The organism is Nocardiopsis protaetiae (genome assembly GCF_045446735.1).
Taxonomy (GTDB): domain Bacteria; phylum Actinomycetota; class Actinomycetes; order Streptosporangiales; family Streptosporangiaceae; genus Nocardiopsis; species Nocardiopsis protaetiae.
This window is the reverse complement of the sequence record NZ_JBJJBV010000050.1, coordinates 11,837-32,355: the sequence shown is the minus strand read 5'-3', so window position 1 is coordinate 32,355 and position 20,519 is coordinate 11,837. Positions and strand designations below refer to the sequence as shown.

At 73.6% G+C, this 20,519-nt stretch carries 17 protein-coding genes; all 17 read left to right on the top strand.

Going from position 1 to position 20,519, the window contains the following annotated elements; translation table 11 throughout:
* Positions 1–164: 164 nt before the first annotated feature.
* The 17 genes from ACJOT3_RS10835 to ACJOT3_RS10755 all read left to right on the top strand — a co-directional run bounded on the left by ACJOT3_RS10835 (position 165) and on the right by ACJOT3_RS10755 (position 20,468).
* Positions 165–1,331: a sensor histidine kinase gene (locus tag ACJOT3_RS10835; RefSeq protein WP_406971492.1), complete on the top strand. Its 1,167-nt coding sequence runs from the start codon at positions 165–167 to the stop codon at positions 1,329–1,331.
* Between the two features lie 179 nt (positions 1,332–1,510).
* Positions 1,511–2,629 (top strand): phenylalanine--tRNA ligase subunit alpha, encoded by a 1,119-nt coding sequence (gene pheS, locus ACJOT3_RS10830; protein WP_406971490.1) that lies wholly within the window; start codon positions 1,511–1,513, stop codon positions 2,627–2,629.
* The gene (pheT, locus tag ACJOT3_RS10825) at positions 2,629–5,118 is read left to right on the top strand and encodes a phenylalanine--tRNA ligase subunit beta (RefSeq protein ID WP_406971488.1); all 2,490 of its coding nucleotides are present in this window, start codon (positions 2,629–2,631) and stop codon (positions 5,116–5,118) included. The genes pheS and pheT overlap by 1 nt, the downstream gene beginning before the upstream one ends.
* A gap of 439 nt (positions 5,119–5,557) precedes the next feature.
* Positions 5,558–6,784: an aminotransferase family protein gene (locus ACJOT3_RS10820; RefSeq protein ID WP_406971516.1), complete on the top strand. Its 1,227-nt coding sequence runs from the start codon at positions 5,558–5,560 to the stop codon at positions 6,782–6,784.
* A gap of 161 nt (positions 6,785–6,945) precedes the next feature.
* A complete protein-coding gene (locus tag ACJOT3_RS10815; RefSeq protein ID WP_406971486.1) occupies positions 6,946–7,419 on the top strand; it encodes a MarR family winged helix-turn-helix transcriptional regulator in 474 nt (157 codons plus the stop codon).
* 169 nt (positions 7,420–7,588) lie between these two features.
* Positions 7,589–9,040, top strand: coding sequence for an NAD(P)/FAD-dependent oxidoreductase (locus ACJOT3_RS10810; RefSeq protein WP_406971484.1), 1,452 nt, complete (start codon positions 7,589–7,591; stop codon positions 9,038–9,040).
* Between the two features lie 120 nt (positions 9,041–9,160).
* Positions 9,161–10,189: an N-acetyl-gamma-glutamyl-phosphate reductase gene (argC, locus tag ACJOT3_RS10805; RefSeq protein WP_406971514.1), complete on the top strand. Its 1,029-nt coding sequence runs from the start codon at positions 9,161–9,163 to the stop codon at positions 10,187–10,189.
* 26 nt (positions 10,190–10,215) lie between these two features.
* Positions 10,216–10,995 (top strand): bifunctional ornithine acetyltransferase/N-acetylglutamate synthase, encoded by a 780-nt coding sequence (locus tag ACJOT3_RS10800; RefSeq protein WP_406971482.1) that lies wholly within the window; start codon positions 10,216–10,218, stop codon positions 10,993–10,995.
* A complete protein-coding gene (gene argB, locus ACJOT3_RS10795) occupies positions 10,992–11,993 on the top strand; it encodes an acetylglutamate kinase (protein ID WP_406971480.1) in 1,002 nt (333 codons plus the stop codon). Before ACJOT3_RS10800 ends, argB begins: the two co-directional genes overlap by 4 nt.
* Positions 11,990–13,198: an acetylornithine transaminase gene (locus ACJOT3_RS10790; protein WP_406971478.1), complete on the top strand. Its 1,209-nt coding sequence runs from the start codon at positions 11,990–11,992 to the stop codon at positions 13,196–13,198. Before argB ends, ACJOT3_RS10790 begins: the two co-directional genes overlap by 4 nt.
* Complete coding sequence (gene argF / locus ACJOT3_RS10785) at positions 13,195–14,142, top strand: ornithine carbamoyltransferase (RefSeq protein ID WP_406971476.1); 948 nt, start codon at positions 13,195–13,197, stop codon at positions 14,140–14,142. Before ACJOT3_RS10790 ends, argF begins: the two co-directional genes overlap by 4 nt.
* The gene (locus ACJOT3_RS10780) at positions 14,139–14,672 is read left to right on the top strand and encodes an arginine repressor (RefSeq protein WP_406971474.1); all 534 of its coding nucleotides are present in this window, start codon (positions 14,139–14,141) and stop codon (positions 14,670–14,672) included. Before argF ends, ACJOT3_RS10780 begins: the two co-directional genes overlap by 4 nt.
* Before the next feature lie 64 nt (positions 14,673–14,736).
* Entirely contained in the window at positions 14,737–16,152 is a 1,416-nt protein-coding gene (argH, locus tag ACJOT3_RS10775; protein ID WP_406971472.1) for an argininosuccinate lyase, read from the top strand.
* 322 nt (positions 16,153–16,474) lie between these two features.
* Positions 16,475–18,991 (top strand): sensor histidine kinase, encoded by a 2,517-nt coding sequence (locus tag ACJOT3_RS10770; protein WP_406971470.1) that lies wholly within the window; start codon positions 16,475–16,477, stop codon positions 18,989–18,991.
* A gap of 1 nt (position 18,992) precedes the next feature.
* Positions 18,993–19,427 carry a roadblock/LC7 domain-containing protein gene (locus ACJOT3_RS10765; protein WP_406971468.1) on the top strand — a complete coding sequence of 145 codons (435 nt, stop codon included), beginning with the start codon at positions 18,993–18,995 and terminating at the stop codon, positions 19,425–19,427.
* Positions 19,424–19,885, top strand: a complete 462-nt coding sequence (locus tag ACJOT3_RS10760; RefSeq protein ID WP_406971466.1) for a DUF742 domain-containing protein — start codon at positions 19,424–19,426, stop codon at positions 19,883–19,885. Before ACJOT3_RS10765 ends, ACJOT3_RS10760 begins: the two co-directional genes overlap by 4 nt.
* On the top strand, positions 19,866–20,468 hold the full coding sequence (locus ACJOT3_RS10755) for a GTP-binding protein (protein ID WP_406971464.1): 603 nt from the start codon (positions 19,866–19,868) through the stop codon (positions 20,466–20,468). Before ACJOT3_RS10760 ends, ACJOT3_RS10755 begins: the two co-directional genes overlap by 20 nt.
* Positions 20,469–20,519 lie beyond the last annotated feature (51 nt).

Here is a 20,519-nt window from a genome sequence, read left to right as displayed (position 1 = left end):
CCGCACACCCCCGACGTGGGCGGAGATCCCTGTTCAAGAGGCGTACCGGGCGGACGTGCCGGGTAGATCTGCGGTGGTGGTCGCGGATGCCGGCGCCATCGGTCGGCGGCCCGCAGGCGCAGATGCCCTGCGTCCGTGGACCTACAAGGGGAGCGGGGAGAGGCGTGGGCAGCGGCCGGCAGGTGGATCACCCGGTGGAGGACGGAGAGGGCACACCCCCCTCCGACACCCCCCCGGACGAGGGCACCGGAGGCGACCGGACCCCCGCACCGCTGTGGGACGTGGACGACACCGTCACCGGCCACACCCCCCTGCACGCCGACGACCTGCCCGACGGCGTCGTCGTCGCCGACGCCCGCGGCCGCGTCGTCCTCTACAACGCCCAGGCCGCCCAGCTCACCGGCATCCCCGCCGACGCCGCCCTGCGCCGCGACTTCCGCGCCGCCCTGCCGCTGGTCGGCGCCGACGGCAACGACTGGTGGGAGGCCAGCGACCCCTACGGAGGCGACCGCGGCCGCACCCGCCAGACCGAGCGCGCCCTGTACCTGCCCGACGACCGCGAGATCCTCGTCGCCGCCCGCTACGTGCGCGCCCGCCCCGGCGGCGACCTCGTCCGCCTGGTCGTCACCCTGCGCGACGCCTCCACCCGCGCCGAGCGCAGCCGCGCCGACCTGGTGTCCGAGGTCGCCCACGAGCTGCGCTCCCCGCTGACCAGCGTCAAAGGGTTCACCTCCACCCTGCTCACCAAGTGGGAACGGCTCACCGACAAGCAGAAGCTGTTCATGCTGGAGACCGTCAACGCCGACGCCGACCGCGTCACCCGGCTCATCCACGACCTGCTCGACGTGTCCCGCATCGAGTCCGGGCGCATCGAGGTCCGCCGCCAGATCGTCGACGTCACCGAGGTGGTGCGCCGGGTCGTCGCCGGGCGCGTCGCCTCCGGCGAGTCCGAGGAGCGCTTCCGGGTCGAGACGCGCGCCGGCCTGCCGCAGATGTGGCTGGACCCCGACAAGATCGAGCAGGTCCTCTCCAACCTGGTGGAAAACGGGGTGCGGCACGGCGCTGGTACTGTCAGTATCGTGATCGAGCCGTGTGAGGGAGGAGCAGCGGTGTCGGTGCGCGACGAAGGCCAGGGCATAGCGCCCGAGACCATTCCGCGCGTCTTCCGCCAGTTCTGGCGCAGCAAGCGCCGGAGCGGGACCGGCCTCGGGCTGTTCATCGTCAAGGGCCTCGTCGAGGCCCACGGCGGCACGATCACCGTCGGACGCGCCCCCAGCGGCGGCGCCGAGTTCCGATTTACCATGCCCGCCGGGACGCCCGAGTTCGTCTGAGCCCTTCAGACCCTCCACGTCCCCGGTGGGCTCCACGGCGTGCCCGGGATCGGTGAGTGGACCCTTCCGTGCGCGCCCGACATCCCTGAGCCTTCCCTGTCGGCCTCGTCCGCCCCACGGCGGACCGTGACCACCGCGCGCCCCCTCCTGCACGGGGCGCGACGGTGAGGTGAGCAACCATGTCTGCACCGAACAATTCCTTCGACCCGGTCGAGGTGACCCCCCTGCACCCCGACGAGGTCGCCCGCATGCGCGAGGAGGCACTGGCCGCCATCGCCGCGGCCGCCGACCTCGCCGAACTCAAAGAGGTCCGCCTCGCCCACGCCGGCGACCGGTCCCCGCTGGCCCTGGCCAACCGGGAGATCGGGGCGCTGCCCCCGGCCGCCAAGGCCGACGCGGGCAAGCGCGTCGGCGGCGCCCGCCGCGACGTCGGCCAGGCCCTCAAGGAGCGCCAGGCCGCCCTGGAGGCCGAGCGCGACGAGCGCGTCCTCGTCGAGGAGCGGGTCGACGTCACCCTGCCCTGGGACCGGGCCCCGCGCGGCGCCCGCCACCCGCTGACCACCGTCGCCGAGCGCATGGCCGACGTGTTCGTCGGCATGGGCTTCGAGGTCGCGGAGGGCCCCGAGGTCGAGGCCGAGTGGTTCAACTTCGACGCCCTCAACTTCCAGCCCGACCACCCGGCCCGCACCATGCAGGACACGTTCTTCGTGGAGGGCCCCAAGGGCGCCGAATCAGGCCTGGTCATGCGCACCCACACCTCGCCGGTGCAGGTCCGCGCGCTGCTCTCGCGCGAGCTGCCCGTCTACGTGGTCGCGCCCGGCAAGACCTTCCGCACCGACGAGCTCGACGCCACCCACAGCCCGGTCTTCCACCAGCTGGAGGGCCTGGTCGTGGACAGGGGCATCACGATGGCGCATCTGCGCGGCGCCATCGACGCCTTCGTCGAGACCATGTTCGGCGCGGGCCTGCGCACCCGGTTCCGCGCCTCCTACTTCCCCTTCACCGAGCCGTCGGCCGAGGTGGACATGGAGTGCTTCGTGTGCCGCGGCGCGTCGGTGGGCGACCCCGACAACCCGTGCCGCACCTGCTCCAGCGAGGGCTGGATCGAGATCGGCGGCTGCGGCGTGGTCAACCCGCGCGTGCTCGTCGCCGCCGGGGTCGACCCCGAGGTCTACAGCGGCTGGGCCTTCGGCCTGGGAATCGAACGGACACTGATGTTCGCGCACGGCGTGCGCGACATGCACGACATGGTCGAGGGCGACATCCGCTTCACCTCGGCGTTCGGGAGTGAGAACTGATGCGCGTCCCCCTTTCCTGGCTGCGGGAGTACGTCGACCTGCCGGCCGACGTCACCGCACGCGACCTGGCCTCCAGGCTCACCCTGGCCGGGCTGGAGGTCGAGACCGTCGACGCCCTGGGCGCGGACCTGACCGGTCCCATCGTCTACGGGCGCGTCCTGGAGATCGAGGAGCTCACCGAGTTCAAGAAGCCGATCCGCTACTGCAAGGTGGACGTCGGGTCGGCCAACGGCACCGGCGAGCCCCAGCGGATCATCTGCGGCGCCCGCAACTTCTCCGAGGGCGACCTGGTCGTCGTCTCGCTGCCCGGCGCCGAGCTGCCCGGCGGCTTCAAGATCGGGTCCCGCAAGACCTACGGCCGGATGTCCGAGGGCATGATCTGCTCGGCCACCGAGCTGGGCCTGTGGGAGGACCACAGCGGCATCGTCATCCTCCCCGAGGGCTTCGGCGAGGTCGGCGAGGACGCGATCGGCCCGCTCGGCCTGCGCGAGGACGTCCTCGACATCGCCGTCACGCCCGACCGCGGCTACGCGCTGTCGATCCGCGGCGTGGCCCGCGACACCGCCTCCCTGTACGGCGTCGCGTTCCACGACCCGGCCGGCATCGCCGTGCCCGCACCCGCGGGGGAGGGTCACCCGGCCGCCATCGCCGACGACACCCTGTGCGACAGCCTCGTGCTGCGCGGGGCCACCGGGTTCGACCCCGACGCGCCCAGCCCGCTGTGGATGATGCGCCGCCTGCACCAGAGCGGGGTGCGCCCCGTCTCCCTGGCCGTCGACGTCACCAACTACGTGATGCTCGAACTCGGCCAGCCGCTGCACGCCTGGGACCGCGACCGCCTCACCGGCACCGTCACCGTGCGCGCCGCCGAGGCGGGGGAGAAGCTGGAGACCCTGGACCACGTCCAGCGCTCCCTGGACCCCGACGACATCGTCATCGCCGACGGGTCCGGCGCCCAGGCGATCGCCGGGGTCATGGGCGGGGTGGACACCGAGATCGGCCTGTCCTCCACCGCGGTCCTCATCGAGGCCGCCCACTTCGACGAGATGCACATCGCCCGCGCCTCGCGCCGCCACCAGCTCTCCTCCGAGGCCTCCCGCCGCTTCGAGCGCGGTGTGGACTCCGGGCTCCAGCTCGCCGCCGCCACCCGCGCCGTCGGGCTGCTGGCCGAGCTGGGCGGGGCGACCGTCGAGGACGCCTACACCCACCTGGACCGGGTCGCCCCGCGCACGCCCATCACGGTCCGCGCCGGGCACGCCGCCTCGGTGTCGGGGGTCGACTACCCGGCGGGCACCGCCGAGAAGTGGCTGACGGCCATCGGCTGCGAGGTCGCCGCCGACGGGGACACCCTGGCGGTCACCCCGCCGTCCTGGCGGCCCGACCTCACCGACCCCAACGACCTGGCCGAAGAGGTCATCCGGTTCGAGGGCTACGAGAACATCCCCTCGATCCGGCCGCGCGGCTCGGGCCGCGGCCTCACCCCGGGCCAGCGGCTGCGCCGCGCCGTCGGCCGCACCCTGGCCGACGCCGGGTACAACGAGGTGCTGTCGTACCCGTTCACCGGCGAGCGCGACCTCGACGGGCTCCAGCTGCCCGCCGACGACGCCCGCCGGGCGGCCCTGCGCCTGGCCAACCCGCTCAAAGACGAGGAGCCGCTGCTGCGGACCACGCTGCTGCCGGGCCTGTTCAAGGCGCTGGCCCGCAACGTGGGGCGCGGCTTCACCGACGTCGCCCTCTTCGAGGTCGGCCTGGTGTACCGGCCCAAGCCGGATGCGGGGAGCGCCCCGCTGCTTCCGGTGGACCGAGGTCCGAGCACCGAGGAGCTGGCGCTGATCGACGCAGCCCTGCCCGAGCAGCCGCGCCGGGTCGGCGTCGTCATCACCGGCGACGCCGAGCGCGCCGGCTGGTGGGGCCAGGGCCGCACGGCCACCTGGGCCGACGCGATCCAGGCCGCCCGCGAGGTCGCCCGGGTCGCCGGTGTGGAGCTGGAGGTCGAGGCCGACGCCCACGCCCCCTGGCACCCCGGCCGCTGCGCCGCGCTGTACGTGCGGGTGGCGGACGAGCGCGTGCTCGTCGGCCACGCCGGTGAACTGCACCCGCGCACCGTCAAGGCGTTCGGGCTGCCCGAGCGCACCGCCGCGATGGAGCTGGAGCTGGACCGCATCGAGCGGGCCCGCACCCCGGTCGTCGCCCCGGAGGTGTCCACCTACCCGGTGGCCGTCCAGGACGTCGCCCTGGTCGTGGACGCGTCCGTGCCGGTCGGCGCCATCCAGGAGGCTCTGGCGGCGGGCGCCGGCGAGCTGCTGGAGAGCGTGCGCCTGTTCGACGTCTACACCGGCGAGCAGGTGGGCGAGGGCCGCAAGTCGGCGGCCTTCACCCTGCGCTTCCGCGCCGCCGACCGCACGCTGACGGCGGAGGAGGCGGGCGCCGCCCGCGACGCCGCCGTGGCGGCGGCCGCCGAGCGCACCGGCGCCGCGCTGCGCGCCTGACGCGCCGCGCCCGGTACGCCGGGCCGCTGTGAGGGGGCCGCCCCGTTGGGGGCGGCCCCCTCCGTGTTTCCCGGAGATGGCCGGAAGAGGTCGAAACAACGCCCCGATGAGCGGGGTCCAAGAACTTTTTCGGGCCCGTTCTCCCTGCGTGTCATGGGTTTTCGGGACCATGCGCCGGGGTAGCCGGAATGACCTCGGTGTTTCGGGGCATGAAAGTTCGTTTCGACTCTTGCTGTGAGGCACCCCCCGCATTTAGCCTGCAAGCAACCCGCCTCTCCTAGGGCGCCCGGAGACGGGTCCGCAGCATTCCCGGCAGCGCGTCGTCACTCGCGCACGTCCACGGCTCGGAGGTCGCCCCATGACCGAAACGGTTCTCCCGTCCGTCCCCGTCGCCCCGCCGACGCGGGAGCCCGGCCGCCTCTGGCACACGTTCTGCGATATGAACACGGTCCGCAAGGGCCCGGAATTCACGGTGGCGCGCGCCGAGGGCGTGTGGCTCTGGGACGAGGCGGGCGACCGGTACCTCGACGGCACGGCCAGCCTCTGGTACTGCAACGTCGGCCACGGCCGCCCCGAGATCGCCGAGGCCGTCCACCGGCAGATGCTGACCCTGGACGCCTACACCGTCTACGGCGACTTCTCCAACGCCCCCGCGGTGCGGCTCAGCGAACGGCTGGCCGCGCACGCCCCGGTCGCCGACCCGCGGGTCATCCTCACCTGCGGGGGAGGGGAGTCCATCGACACCGCGGCCAAGCTGGCCCGCCGCTTCCACGCCGTCACCGGCGCCCCGGACAAGGTCCACCTGATCAGCCGCACCGGCGGGTACCACGGCCTGCACGGGTTCGGCACCAGCGTCATCGGCATGGAGCGGTTCCGCACCGGGTACGGGCCGCTGGTCGAGGACGTGTCCGTGGTCCCGCACGACTCCGCGGCCGCTCTGGAGGCGGAGATCCTGCGGGTGGGGCCCGGCCGGGTGGCCGCGTTCTTCGCCGAACCCGTCATCGGGGCGGGCGGGGTGTACGCGCCGCCGCCGGACTACTTCACCGAGGTGGCCCGCATCTGCGATCGGTACGGCGTGCTGTTCATCGTCGACAGCGTCATCTGCGGGTTCGCCCGGCTGGGCGACTGGTTCGGGATCGAGCGCTTCGGGGTGCGCCCCGACATGATCGTTTTCGCCAAGGGCATCTCCAGCGGCTACCTGCCGCTGGGCGGCGTGGTGGTGAGCGGCCGGGTGGCCGACCCGTTCTGGTACCAGGACGGCCACCCGTTCCTGCACGGCACCACCTACGCGGGGCACCCGACCGCCTGCGCGGCGGCCATGGCCAACCTCGACATCCTGGAGCGGGAGGACCTGTTCACGGTCTCCCTGGAGGTGGAGCGCCAGCTCGACGGGGCGCTGCGCACCCTGGCCGACCACCCGCTGGTGGCGCAGGTCCGCGCGGGCACGGGGGTGATGGCCGCGGTGGAGCTCACCGAGGAGGCGCTGGCCGGGCGGGGGATCACCACGGCGGAGGTGTTCGCCGAGGCGCGGGCCCGCGGGGTGATCCTGCGGGCGGTCCCGACGGCGCTGCTGATCTCGCCGCCGCTGATCATCACCTGGGAGCAGATCGACCACCTGGTCTCCACCCTGGCCGGCGCCCTGGACGCGGTCGCCGCCCGCCACTGAGGGACCGGCCCGCGGGCACTCTCTGATTTCGGGCGGCCGGGGCGCGTTGCCCCGGCCGCCGCGAAGTTTTCCCGATGAAGTATTTTCCTTGGAAAAGACTTTCCTGTGTGACCATCGTCCGGTATTGTTTCTCGGGAAGATACTTCTTAAGGGGGCGGACGATGACCGCGCAGCCGACCGAGGACACCGCGACACTCACCGACGACGACCTGATCACCGCCTGGGGACTGCTGCACGAGGCCATGAACGGCGTGCACCCCAAGCTGCTGCGCGGCATCACCCCCGACGGCAAGGACATGGCCGGACCCTGGTTCGAGGTGCTCATACGCCTCCAGCGCACCCCCGGCCACCGGCTCCCGATGAGCCGCCTGGCCCGCGAGGTCAGCCTCAGCACCGGCGGCTTCACCAAGCTCGCCGACCGGCTCGAACGCGAGGGGTACCTCAAGCGCGAGAACTGTTCCTCCGACCGGCGCGTGGTCTACGCGACCCTCACCCCCCAGGGGGTGGAGTTCATCGGCCAGGTCCGGGTCAAGCACGTCGAGCGGCTGCGCGAACACGTCCTGGGTCCGCTGGGCGAGGAGGGCGTGCGCACCCTGTCCTCCGTCGCGCGCACGCTCCGTGACAGCTCCATCTGACCGGGGATCACCCGGCGGAAACGCTCGGTAGTCGATTCCCCGGCCGGAAGGCCGCCGCATCCGTACGAAAGTACGGGAAACGTCCCACCGGCCTTCGTTCCCGTGTAGGTTGGCGGATGTTCGAGGACCCCGCGGGGAGGGGTCCCAACGGGAGGCCCCGGGGGGAATCATGGGACTGTTCACCACTGCCGCGCAGCTGAGGCCGATCCCCCGGTCCACCCGGTTCGTCAACGGCTCCGTCTCCTTCTGGTTCCGTGACATCGGGCTTCCCGAGCGCCGGGACCCGCTGCCGGGCACCGCGGACTACGACGTCTGCATCGTCGGCGCCGGGTACACGGGGCTGTGGACCGCCTACTACCTCAAGAAGGCGCAGCCCGATCTGCGCATCGCGATCGTCGAGCGCGAGTTCGCCGGCTTCGGCGCCTCCGGCCGTAACGGAGGGTGGCTGTCGGCCGAGTTCGCGGGCTCCCGCGAGCGCTACGCGCAGTCACACGGCAAGAGCGCGTTCATCGCCCTGCAACGCGCCATGATGAGCACCGTCGACGAGGTCATCTCCGCCACCGCCGCCGAGGGCATCGACGCCGACATCGTCAAGGGCGGCATGCGCCTGGTCGCCACCAACGCCGCCCAGCGCGACCGGCTGGCCGAGGACATCGAGTACCTCCAGGAGTGGGGGTACTGGCCCGACGACATCCACATGCTCCCCGAGGGGCACACCCCCTCCCTGGCCATCGCCGACGCGGTCGCCTGCGCCTACTCCCCGCACGCCGCGCGCGTGCAGCCCGCCAAGCTGGTCACCGGCCTGGCCCGGGCGGTCGAGGCGCTGGGCGTGACCATCTTCGAGGGCACCGCGGTGGAGGAGATCCGCCCCCGCCGGGGCGCGGCCCGCCCGGCCGTGGTCACCGACCACGGCACCGTCTACGCCGACCACGTCGTCCGCGCCACCGAGGGCTTCACCTCCACCCTGCGCGGCCAGCGCCGCGAGTGGCTGCCGATGAACTCCTCGATGATCGTCACCGAGCCCGTTCCCGCGCAGGTCTGGGAGAAGATCGGCTGGGAGGGCCGCGACGTCCTGGGCGACACCGCCCACGCCTACGTCTACGCCCAGCGCACCGCCGACGACCGCATCGCCATCGGCGGCCGCGGCGTGCCCTACCGCTTCGGCTCGGCCCAGGACAAGGACGGCGCCACCCAGCCCCAGGCCATCGCCGAGCTGTGGCGCGCGCTCACCCGCATGTTCCCGGACGTGGCCGAGGTCCCCGTCGAGCACGCCTGGTCCGGCGTCCTGGGAGTGCCCCGCGACTGGTGCCCCAGCGTCCACATGGACACCGAGACCGGCATCGGCTGGGCCGGCGGCTACGTCGGCAGCGGCGTGGCCACCAGCAACCTGGCCGGCCGCACCCTGCGCGACCTCATCCTGGGCCGCGACACCGAGCTCACCCGCCTGCCCTGGGTGGGCCACCAGGTCCGCGGCTGGGAGCCCGAGCCGCTGCGCTGGGTCGGCACCCAGGTCATCTACGGCCTCTACCGCACCGCCGACCGCCGCGAGTCCAAGACCCCGGACGAGAAGGCCCACACCTCCCGCCTCGCCGACATCGCCACCCGCATCGCCGGCCGCTGACCGGACTCCGCCCGCCCGGGCCGGTGTGAGCGTGCTCGCACCGGCCCTCCTCCGATCCGGCTTGCATAAATTTGCAGCAGTGTGCATGATAGTTCAGTCATCGAGAGCGAGGGGAGCACCATGGGTTACAACGCGGCGGTCGCCGGGGCCAGTGGATACGCCGGAGGCGAGGTGCTCCGCCTGCTCATCGACCACCCCGACATCGAGATCGGCGCCGTCACCGCCGCCAGGAACGCCGGGACCCCCCTCATCCAACACCAGCCGCACCTGCTCCCGCTGGCGGACCGCGTCCTCGCCCCCACCGACGTCGACTCCCTGCGCGGCCACGACCTCGTGTTCCTGGCCCTGCCGCACGGCCAGTCCGCCGAGATCGCCCGGCAGCTCGGCGAGGACGTCCTCGTCATCGACTGCGGCGCCGACTTCCGGCTCGTGGACTCCTCCTCCTGGGAACGCTTCTACGGCACCCCCCACGTCGGCACCTGGCCCTACGGCCTGCCCGAGCTCCCCGGCCAGCGCGAACGCCTCACCGGTGCCAGGCGCGTCGCCGTCCCCGGCTGCCACGTCACCGTCGCCACCCTCGCGCTCTTCCCCGGCCTGGCCGAGCAGCTCGTCGAACCCGACCTCACCGTCGTCGCCGTCACCGGCACCTCCGGCGCCGGCAAGGCCCCCAAGCCCAACCTCGTCGGCAGCGAGGTCATGGGCGCCCTCACCCCCTACGGCGTCGGCGGCGTCCACCGCCACAACCCCGAGATCGTCCAGAACCTCACCGCGGTCACCGGCGAACCCGTCAAGCTGTCCTTCACCCCGGTCCTGGCCCCCCTGCCCCGCGGCATCCTCGCCACCTGCACCGCCCCCCTCAAGCCCGGCGTCACCGCCGACCAGGTCCGCGCCGCCTACGCGACCACCTACGCCGACGAGCCCTTCGTCCACCTCCTGCCCGAGGGGACCTGGCCCAGCACCGCCATGACGCTCGCCGCCAACACCACCCTCGTCCAGGTCACCGTCGACCCCGAGGCCGGCCGCATGGTCGCCGTCGCCGCCCTGGACAACCTCACCAAGGGCACCGCGGGCGGCGCGATCCAGAGCGCCAACCTCGCCCTGGGCCTGCCCGAGACCACCGGCCTCCCGCTCGCCGCCGTGGCCCCCTGACCACCGGAAATCCGGAAAGGCACAACGTGAGCGTCACCGCACCCCTGGGCTTTCGGGCCGCGGGCGTCAGCGCGGGCATCACCGGCACCGACGTGCGCGACGTCGCCGTCCTCGTCAACGACGGCCCCTCCCGGGCCGCCGGGGCGGTCTTCGGCACCGGCGCCGACCGCTCGGCGCCCGCCCTGTGGTCCCGCCAGGTCCTGGCCGGCGGCCGCGTCCGCGCCGCCGTCGTCCACTCCGGCCACGCCAACGTCGACACCGTCCCGCTCGGCTTCCAGGACGTCCACGCCCTGGCCGAGCACACCGCGAACGCCGTCGACGACTCCGCCGCCGAGATCGCCCTGTGCGCCGCCGGCCCCGTCGGCACCCGCCCGCCCCTGGACCGCCTCACCGCCGGGGTCACCGCCGCCGTCGCCGAACTCTCCCGCTCCGGCGGGCTGACCGCCGCCGACGCCGTCCGCACCACCGACACCGTCGTCAAGATCGTCTTCCGGCGCGGGGACGGCTACACCGTCGGCGCCATGGCCAAGGGCCCCGACCCGTCCCTGTCCAGCGGTCTGTACATCGTCACCACCGACGCCGACCTGCCCGCCGACCGCTGCCGCGCCCTCATCGCCGACGCCGCCGCCAAGACCCTGCCGCCGCTCACCGGCCCGGCCGACACCGCCCTGCTCATGGCCAGCGGAGCCGCCGGCACCACCCCCGACGAGGAGGCCTTCGCGGCCCTGCTCGCCGACGTGTGCGCGGACCTGGCCGCCCAGATCGACGCCGACCCCGCCACCACGGAGCACGAGAACCGGACATGATCTCCCGATCCACCGACAGCACCGCCACCGGCGACGACCGGGCCCAGGCCATCGACAAGGCCGCCAACCTCATCGAGGCGCTGCCCTGGCTGTCCCGCTTCCACGGCCGCACCGTCGTCGTCAAGTACGGCGGCAACGCCATGATCAGCGAGGAACTGCGCGTCCGCTTCGCCGAATCGGTCGTCTTCCTCTACTACGCCGGACTGCGCCCCGTCGTCGTCCACGGCGGCGGACCCCAGATCAGCGCCATGCTCGACCGCTCCGGCGTGGAGTCCACCTTCACCGCCGGGCTGCGCGTCACCACCGACGAGGCCATGGACATCGTCCGCATGGTCCTCACCGGCCAGGTCAACCGCGAGATCGTCGGCCTGATCAACCGGCACGGCCCCTTCGCCGTCGGCATGTCCGGCGAGGACGCCAACCTGCTGGTCGCCGAACGCAAGAGCGTCCGGGTGGACGGCGAGACCGTCGACATCGGCCGCGTCGGCGAGGTCACCGAGGTCAACGCCGGCGCCGTCGCCGCCCTGCTGGCCGACGGCCGCATCCCGGTGATCTCCAGCGTCGCCCGCGCCGACGACGGCGGCGTCTACAACGTCAACGCCGACACCGCCGCCTCCGAGCTCGCCGTCGCCCTGGGCGCAAGCAAGCTCATCATGCTCACCGACGTCGAAGGCCTCTACGCCGACTACCCGGCCAACACCGAGCTGATCAGCCGCCTCAACGTCGACGAGCTCAAGGCCCTGCTGCCCACGCTCTCCGCCGGCATGCTCCCCAAGATGGAGGCCTGCCTCACCGCCGTCCGGGGCGGCGTCCCCCAGGCCCACATCATCGACGGCCGCGTCCCGCACTCCCTCCTCCTGGAGGTCTTCACCGACCAGGGCGTCGGCACGATGGTCGCCGACGAGGAACTGGAGGCGGCCCTGCTCGCCGGCGACCGCCCGCGCCCCTGGCGCCCCCACGACATCCGCACCGACGACACCGACGGAGGCAGGCCATGACCGGCTCCGAACTGCGCGAACGCTTCTCCGCCTCGCTCATGCCCAACTACGGCGTCCCGCCGATCGCCCTCACCCTGGGCCGCGGCTGCGAGGTCTACGACGCCGACGGGCGCCAGTACCTCGACCTCATCGCGGGCATCGCCGTCTCCTCCCTGGGGCACGGCCACCCCGCCCTGGTCAAGGCCGTCGCCCACCAGGCGGCCACCCTCGCCCACACCAGCAACCTCTACATCAACGAACGCGAGATCGAGCTGGCCGAGCGGCTCGTCTCCCTGCTCGGCGGCGACGCCAAGGTCTTCTTCGCCAACTCCGGCACCGAGGCCAACGAGGCCGCCCTCAAGGTGGTCAAGCGCGCCGCCGGACCGGGCCGCCACTACTTCGTCGCCGCCGGCAGGGGCTTCCACGGCCGCACCTCCGGCTCCCTCGCCCTGACCGGCAAGGACTCCATCCGCGAGCCCTTCGGGCCGTTCGGCATGGACGTGCGCTTCGTCCCCCACGGCGACCTCGACGCCCTGCGCGAGGCCGTCGACACCGGCTGCACCGCCGTGTTCGTCGAACCCACCCAGGGCGAGGCCGGGGTCGTCCCCGCCCCCGAGGGCTACCTCGCCGGGGTCCGCGAGATCTGCGACGCCACCGGCGCCGCCTTCGTCCTGGACGAGATCCAGAGCGGCATCGGCCGCACCGGCGCCTGGTTCGCCCACCAGGAGGCCGGGGTGCGCCCCGACGTCCTCACCCTCGCCAAGGGGCTGGGCGGCGGCCTGCCCATCGGCGCCTGCGTCGGGTTCGGCCGCTACGCCGACGCCCTCCAGAAGGGCGACCACGGCTCCACCTTCGGCGGCAACCCCATCGCCTGCGCCGCGGCCCTGGCCGTCCTGGACACCATCGAGAAGGAGGGCCTGCTCGCGCACACCGCCGTCATGGGCGACCTGCTCGCCGAGCAGCTCGACGCGATCGACCACCCCCTGCTGGCCGGACAGCGCGGCTCGGGCCTGTGGCGGGCGCTGGCCCTGACCGGGCCGTACGCCGCCCACGTCCAGGAGCAGGCCGCCGTCCGCGGATTCCTCGTCAACGCCGTCGCCCCCGACGTCATCCGGCTCGCCCCGCCGCTGGTCATCACCCCCGAGCAGATCGGGGTGTTCATCGAGGCCCTGCCCACCGTCCTGGACGCCGCAGAGGCGGCCGCCGCCAAGGAGAAGCAGTCATGACCCGCCACTTCCTGCGCGACGACGACCTGAGCCGGGCCGAGCAGGCCCGGGTCCTCGACCTCGCCGACGCCATGAAGAAGGACCGCTTCGCCCAGCGGCCCCTGGCCGGGCCGCGCACCGTCGCCCTCCTCTTCGACAAGCCCTCGACCCGTACCCGCCTGTCCTTCAGCGTCGGCGTCGCCGACCTCGGCGGCACCCCGCTGGTCCTGGACTCGGGCAGCACCCAGATGGGCCGCGGCGAACCCCTCGCCGACACCGCCCGCGTCCTGGAGCGCCAGGTCGCCGCCGTCGTCTGGCGCACCTTCGCCCAGGCCGACCTGGAGACCCTGGCCGCCGACATCACCGTCCCGGTGGTCAACGCCCTCACCGACGAGTTCCACCCCTGCCAGATCCTCGCCGACCTCCAGACGGTCCGCGAGCACAAGGGCACCCTGGCCGGGCTCACCCTCGCCTACCTCGGCGACGGCGCCAACAACATGTCCCACTCCTACCTGCTGGGCGGCGCCACCGCCGGACTCCACGTCCGCATCGGCGCCCCCGACGGCTACCACCCCGACCCCGGGGTCCTGGCCCGGGCCGCCGAGATCGCCCGCACCACCGGGGGCTCGGTCGCCGTCACCACCGACCCCCGCGAGGCCGCCGCCGGGGCCGACGTCGTCGCCACCGACACCTGGGTGTCCATGGGCCAGGAGGCCGAGGCCGCCGACCGCGAGGCCCCCTTCCGCCCCTACATCGTCGACGAGGACCTCATGTCCGCCGCCGACCCCGCCGCGATCGCCCTGCACTGCCTGCCCGCCTACCGTGGGAAGGAGATCTCGGCCGGGGTCATCGACGGGCCCCAGAGCGTCGTCTGGGACGAGGCCGAGAACCGACGCCACGCGCAGAAGGCCCTGCTGGCCTTCCTGCTGGAGCGCACCGACGCCGAAGGGGACGTTCGACGATGACCGTTGACGGGGGCGCCACCGCACCGATGACCAAGGCGGCGCGGCACGCCCGCATCACCGAGGTCCTCACCCGCGAGGACATCCGCTCCCAGGGCGAGCTGGCCAAACGGCTCGCCGAGACGGGCGTCCAGGTCACCCAGGCCACCCTCTCCCGGGACCTGGACGAGCTCGGCGCGGTCAAGCTCCGCACCGCCGCCGGGCACCTGGCCTACGTCCTGCCGGGGGAGGGCGGCGAACGCCTCCAGCGCACCCGCCCCGACACCCTCGACCTGTCCCAGGCCTCCGGCGCCCGACTCACCCGGCTGGCCGAGGACCTGCTGGTGTCGGCGGAGGCGTCCGCCAACATGGTCATCGTCCGCACCCCGCCGGGCGCCGCGCAGTTCCTGGCCTCGGCCATCGACCACACCGACTTCCACGCCATCCTGGGGACGATCGCCGGAGACGACACCATCCTGGTCATCTCCCGCGACCCCCAGGGCGGCGAGGACCTGGCCGCCGCCCTGCTGCGGCTGGCCGACCGCAGGCCCTAGCGGCGCCCGCGCGCCGCCACCGGCGGCCCGCGGGCCGCATCCGAATCCAGAGGAGAACGACACCATGGCCGACCAGCCCGAGGCGCTGCGCCTGTGGGGAGGCCGCTTCGAGGGCGGACCGGACCAGGCCCTGGCCCGGCTGTCACTGAGCACCCACTTCGACTGGCGGCTGGCCCGCCACGACATCGCCGGATCGCGCGCCCACGCCCGGGCGCTGCACCGCGCCGGACTGCTCACCGCAGACGAGCTCGACCGCATGATCGCCGGCCTGGACCGGCTGGAGGCCGACGTCGCCTCGGGCGCCTTCACCCCCGTCCTGGAGGACGAGGACGTGCACACCGCCCTGGAGCGCGGCTTCATCGAGCGGGTCGGCGCCGAACTGGGCGGCCGCCTGCGCGCCGGCCGCTCCCGCAACGACCAGATCGCCACCCTGGTCCGCATGTACCTGCGCGAGGAGGCCCGGGCGATCGCCGCCGGGCTGCTGGAACTGGTCACCGCCCTGGCCGACCAGGCCGCCGCCCACCCCGGCGCCGCCATGCCCGGCCGCACCCACCTGCAGCACGCCCAGCCGGTCCTGCTCGCCCACCACCTCATGGCGCACGCCTGGCCGCTGGTCCGCGACATCGAGCGCCTGCGCGACTGGGACCGCCGCGCCGCCGTGTCCGCCTACGGCTCCGGCGCGCTGGCCGGGTCCTCCCTGGGCCTGGACCCCGAGGCCGTCGCCGCCGAACTGGGCTTCCCCGCCTCGGTGGAGAACTCCATCGACGGCACCGCCTCCCGCGACGTCGTCGCCGAGTTCGCGTTCGTCACCGCCATGATCGGCGTGGACCTGTCCCGCCTGTCGGAGGAGGTCATCCTCTGGGCGACCAAGGAGTTCTCCTTCGTCACCCTCGACGACGCCTTCTCCACCGGGTCGTCGATCATGCCCCAGAAGAAGAACCCCGACGTGGCCGAGCTGGCCCGCGGCAAGGCCGGCCGCCTCATCGGCGACCTCGCCGGGCTGCTCGCGACCCTCAAGGGCCTGCCGCTCGCCTACAACCGCGACCTCCAGGAGGACAAGGAGCCGGTGTTCGACGCCGTCGACACCCTCCACCTGCTGCTGCCCGCGATGACCGGCATGGTCGCGACCCTGGCCTTCCACACCGACCGCATGGCCGAGCTGGCCCCGCAGGGCTTCTCGCTGGCCACCGACATCGCCGAGTGGCTGGTCCGCGAGCGGGTGCCGTTCCGCGACGCCCACGAGATCGCCGGGACCTGCGTGCGGGTGTGCGAGGAACGCGGCATCGACCTGCCCGACCTGTCCGACGAGGACTTCGCCGCGATCTCCCCGCACCTGACCCCCGCGGTCCGCGAGGTGCTGGCGGTGGAGGGCTCCCTGGCCTCGCGCTCGGGCCGGGGCGGCACCGCGCCCGTCCGCGTCGCCGAGCAGCTCGACCGGCTGCGCGCCGCCGTCGACGAGAACCGCAAGGCCTTCTCCTAGACCTCTCCCCGGATCTTCCCCAGGCCTTCTCCGAGGTCGTTTTCACAGGTCGACATGGCAGGGCGTCCCGAGACACCGGGACGCCCTGCGGTGCTTTCCGCTCCCGGCACGGGACGGGCGCCGCGGCCGCTCCCGCGCGCCGATCGTGCGGCGGGCGCCCGGACCCGGGCGTATTTCGCCGTTTCCCCGGCGACCCGACCCGCGGTGCGATAGCTTCCAAAGACTGCGGGTGCCGCTGAGTGCTCTCCCCTTTGCACACGGTGACGATCCGCGTCGGAGCCACACCGACCGGTGCCCGCGATCAGTCCGCTGGAGGAGCGCAATGGGAAGACCGGGAGGCCAACGCCGAGGCATCCGGGCTCAGCTCAACAAGATCGTGCTGATCCCGAGCATCACCTTCCTGGCCCTGTTCGTCCTGCTCAGCATGGCGACACTGGCCCAGGCCGTCTCGCTGCGCTCGGCGGTGACCGAGGGCCGGGCGGGCATCCACCTGGTCACCGCGCTCACCCGCCTCCAGGAGGAGCGCCGCCTGGCCGCCGAACACCTGGCCGCCCCCGGGGCCGAGAGCCGGCAGGACCTGGCCGACCGCGCCCGCCTCACCGACGAGGCCGTCGCCACCGTCCGCGACCTCGACGGCTCCCTCGGCGACCGGGACGACCCCGCCACCCCCGCCCGCACCGAGGAGCTCCTGGCCTCCTTCGACGCCGTCGCCGCGGCCCGCACCGCCGCCCTGGACGACCCCCCGGCCGCCGCCGACGACACCCTGGAGACCTACACCTCGGCGATCCACCAGGGCATCCGCGTGTACTCCGGCACCATCCGCTCCCTGGACGACGGCCGCGCCTCCGCCGAGGCCGCCGCCACCACCGACCTGCTCTGGGCCCAGGAGTCCTTCAGCCACGCCGACGCCCTGGTCGCCGCCGTCGCCGCCCGCGGCGAGCTCACCCGCGACGACCAGACCCGGATCACCGCCCTGCTCCACGACGCCCGCATGCGCCTGGACACCGTCCACCCCGGCGACGATCGCCTGGAGCGCACCCCCGCCGCCGTCACCGAGAGCGGCGAATGGCTCCGCCTGCTGGAGATCGGCGGCGCCATCGGCACCCACGAGGCCCCCACCTCCCTCGACCCGATCACCGCCGAGATCGTCCGCGACACCTCCCCGCCCGCCGGGCTCGCCGATTGGCGGGCCGCGGCCGACCGGGTCAACGCCGAACTCGGCGACCTCACCGGGAACCGGGCCGGCGACGTGGTCACCGCCACCGAGGCCGCCAGCACCTGGATGCTTAGCCTGTCCCTGGGCGGCGGCATCACCTCCCTGTTCGCGGGCACCGTCGCCTACGGCGTGGCCGCCCGCTCCGCCGGGCGCCTCACCCACCGGCTGGCCCGGCTGCGCGCCGAGACCCTGGGCATCGCCCGCGTCGACCTGCCCCGCATCGTGCGCCGCCTGGAGGCCGGGGAGAGCGTCGACCCCGACGCCGAGATCAAGCAGCTCGACCACGGCGACGACGAGGTCGGCCAGGTCGCCGACGCGTTCAACATCGCCCAGCGCACCGCCGTCGCCGCCACCGTCAAACAGGCCCAGCTGCGCTCGGGCGTCAACCGGGTGTTCCTGGGCATCGCCCACCGCAACCAGTCCCTGGTACAGCGCCAGCTCCAGCTGCTGGACCGGATCGAACGCGAAGAGGACGACCCCGACCTGCTGGAGAGCATCTTCCGGCTCGACCACCTGGCCACCCGCGGCCGCCGCCACGCCGAGAACCTCATCATCCTCGGCGGCTCCCGGCCCGGGCGGCGCTGGCGACAGCCCATCCCGCTGATCGACATCCTGCGGGCCGCCGTCTCCGAGACCGAGGAGTACGCCCGGGTCCACGTCACCGCCGTGCCCGAGCTGTCCCTGACCGGGGCCGCCGTCGCCGACGTCATCCACCTGCTCGCCGAACTGGTGGAGAACGCCACCGCCTACTCGCCCCCGCACACCGACGTCACCATCTCGGCCGAACCCGTGCCCAAGGGCGTGGCCGTCGAGATCGAGGACCGCGGCCTGGGCATCACCGAGGACGCCCTGGCCCGCGCCAACACCACCCTGAGCGAGGCGCCAGAGTTCGACGTCATGGCGCCGGGCACCGACGCCCGCCTGGGCCTGTTCGTCGTCGCCCGCCTGGCCGTCAAACACGACGTCCAGGTGGAGCTGCGGCCCTCGCCCTACGGCGGTACCCGCGCGGTCGTGCTCATCCCCGGAGCGCTGTTCACCTCCGCCGGGGCGGTGCCCGACCGCCCCCGGTCCACCGCCCGCCGCGTTCCGCGCACCCCGGGCCACGACGGCGCCGACACCGGGACCGCGGTCGGCATCCTGGTCACCACCGACGACGCCCCCGCGCCCCGGCCCCTGCTGCGCCCGGTGCCCCCGCCCCAGGAGCACGACGGCGACCCCGGACACCGCGCCCCGCTGCTGCGCAGCGTTCCCGACCTGCGGCCCGCGCAGGAGGCGCCGGCCATCGCCGCGCCCCCGGCCGACCCCGATCGAGGCGGTACCGGACCGGACGGTCCCTCCCGCACCGACGACCGTGTGGAGGTCGCCGGAGACCGTCCCGGCCTGCCCCGACGCCGGCGGCAGGCCAACCTCGCCCCCCAGCTCAGACGCTCGCCCGCACCGGGACCGGGGGAGGAGACGGCCGAGCCGTCCAACGCCCGCAGCCCCGAACAGGCCCGCCGGATGATGGACGCCTTCAGCGCCGGGACCCGCCGGGGCCGCGCGGCGGAGGCCGACGGGGACGGGCGGCAGTACGACAGCAATGTCGGTGGCAGTACCGACGACCACACGGGAGAGAACGACTGAGATGGTGGGCAAGAGCAACGCCGCGGACAACCTCGACTGGCTCCTGGACGACCTGGCCGACCGGGTCGTCGGGGCCGCGCACGCGATCGTGCTGTCGGCCGACGGACTCCTCCTGGGCCGCTCCCGGGACCTGCCGCCCGAGGACGCCGAGCACCTGTCGGCCCTGGCCTCCGCCTTCCAGAGCCTGGCCCGCGGCACCGGCCGGCACTTCGGCGGCGGCGACGTCCGCCAGACGGTGGTGGAGATGGAGCGCTCCTACCTCTTCGTCACCGCCGCCGGCTCCGGGGCCTGCCTGGCGGTGCTGGCCGCCGAGGACGCCGACGTGGGCCTGGTCGCCTACGAGATGAACCTGCGGGTCAAACGGGTGGGCCAGTTCCTCACCGCCGCGCCCCGCCGCCCCGGGGAACTCACCGCCACCGGGGGTGCCGGCTCATGACCCCGCAGGAGGAACGACGGGGCCGGACCTCCCGGCGCCCCGCCATGCCCTGGCACCCCGGGCGCGGGCACCCCACCTCGGAGGGGCCGTCCGCGGGCGTATCGCCCGGCGCCGCCCCCGAGGGCGCCCTGGTCCGCCCCTACACGCTGACCCGCGGCCGTGTCCGGCCCAGCGCCATGGGCCCCCGGCTGGACCTCATCACCATCGTGGTGGCCGCCCGCGACCGGCGCGACCGGCCGCTGGAACCGGAGTGCCGGGCCATCCTCGAACTGTGTCGCAGGCCCATCTCGGTGGCGGAGGTCTCCGCCCGACTCGACATCCCCCTCACCGTGGTCAGGGTGCTGCTGGGCGACCTGCTCGCCGACGGCGACATCCGCACCCGGGCGGCGACGCCCATGTCCCGACTCCCCGAGAAGAAAGTGTTGCAGGCGGTACTCGATGGCATCCGCAGACTCTGAGACCAGGCCGGGGGAGACCGAGGCGATCCCCCAGGCGGTCAAGATCATCATCGCCGGCGGCTTCGGCGCCGGGAAGACCACCATGGTGGCCTCGGTCAGCGAGATCACCCCGCTGAGCACGGAGGAGGTGATGACCGAGGCCAGCTACGGGATCGACGACCTCGGGGGAGTGGAGGACAAGACCACCACCACCGTCGCCCTGGACTTCGGCCGCATCACCGTCAACTCCGACGTCGTCCTCTACCTCTTCGGCACCCCCGGGCAGAACCGCTTCTGGTTCATGTGGGACGAGCTCGCCGAGGGCGCCCTGGGCGCGGTGGTCCTGGCCGACACCCGCCGCCTGGAGACCTGCTTCCACGCGGTGGACTTCTTCGAGCGCCGCGGGGTGCCCTTCGTGGTGGCGGTCAACCGGTTCGAGGGCGCCGAGGACTACGACACCGAGGAGGTGCGCCGGGCCCTGGACGTGGACGCCGCGGTGCCCATCGTCCTGGCCGACGCCCGGGACCGCGCCTCCTGCCGGGACGTGCTGGTCGCCCTGGTCACCCACGTCATCCACGGCCGCAGCCCGGCCCTGAGCGGGTGAGCCCGCCGGGGTGGTACCCCGCCCCACCGGTGGGGGAGCGATCCGGTGTAC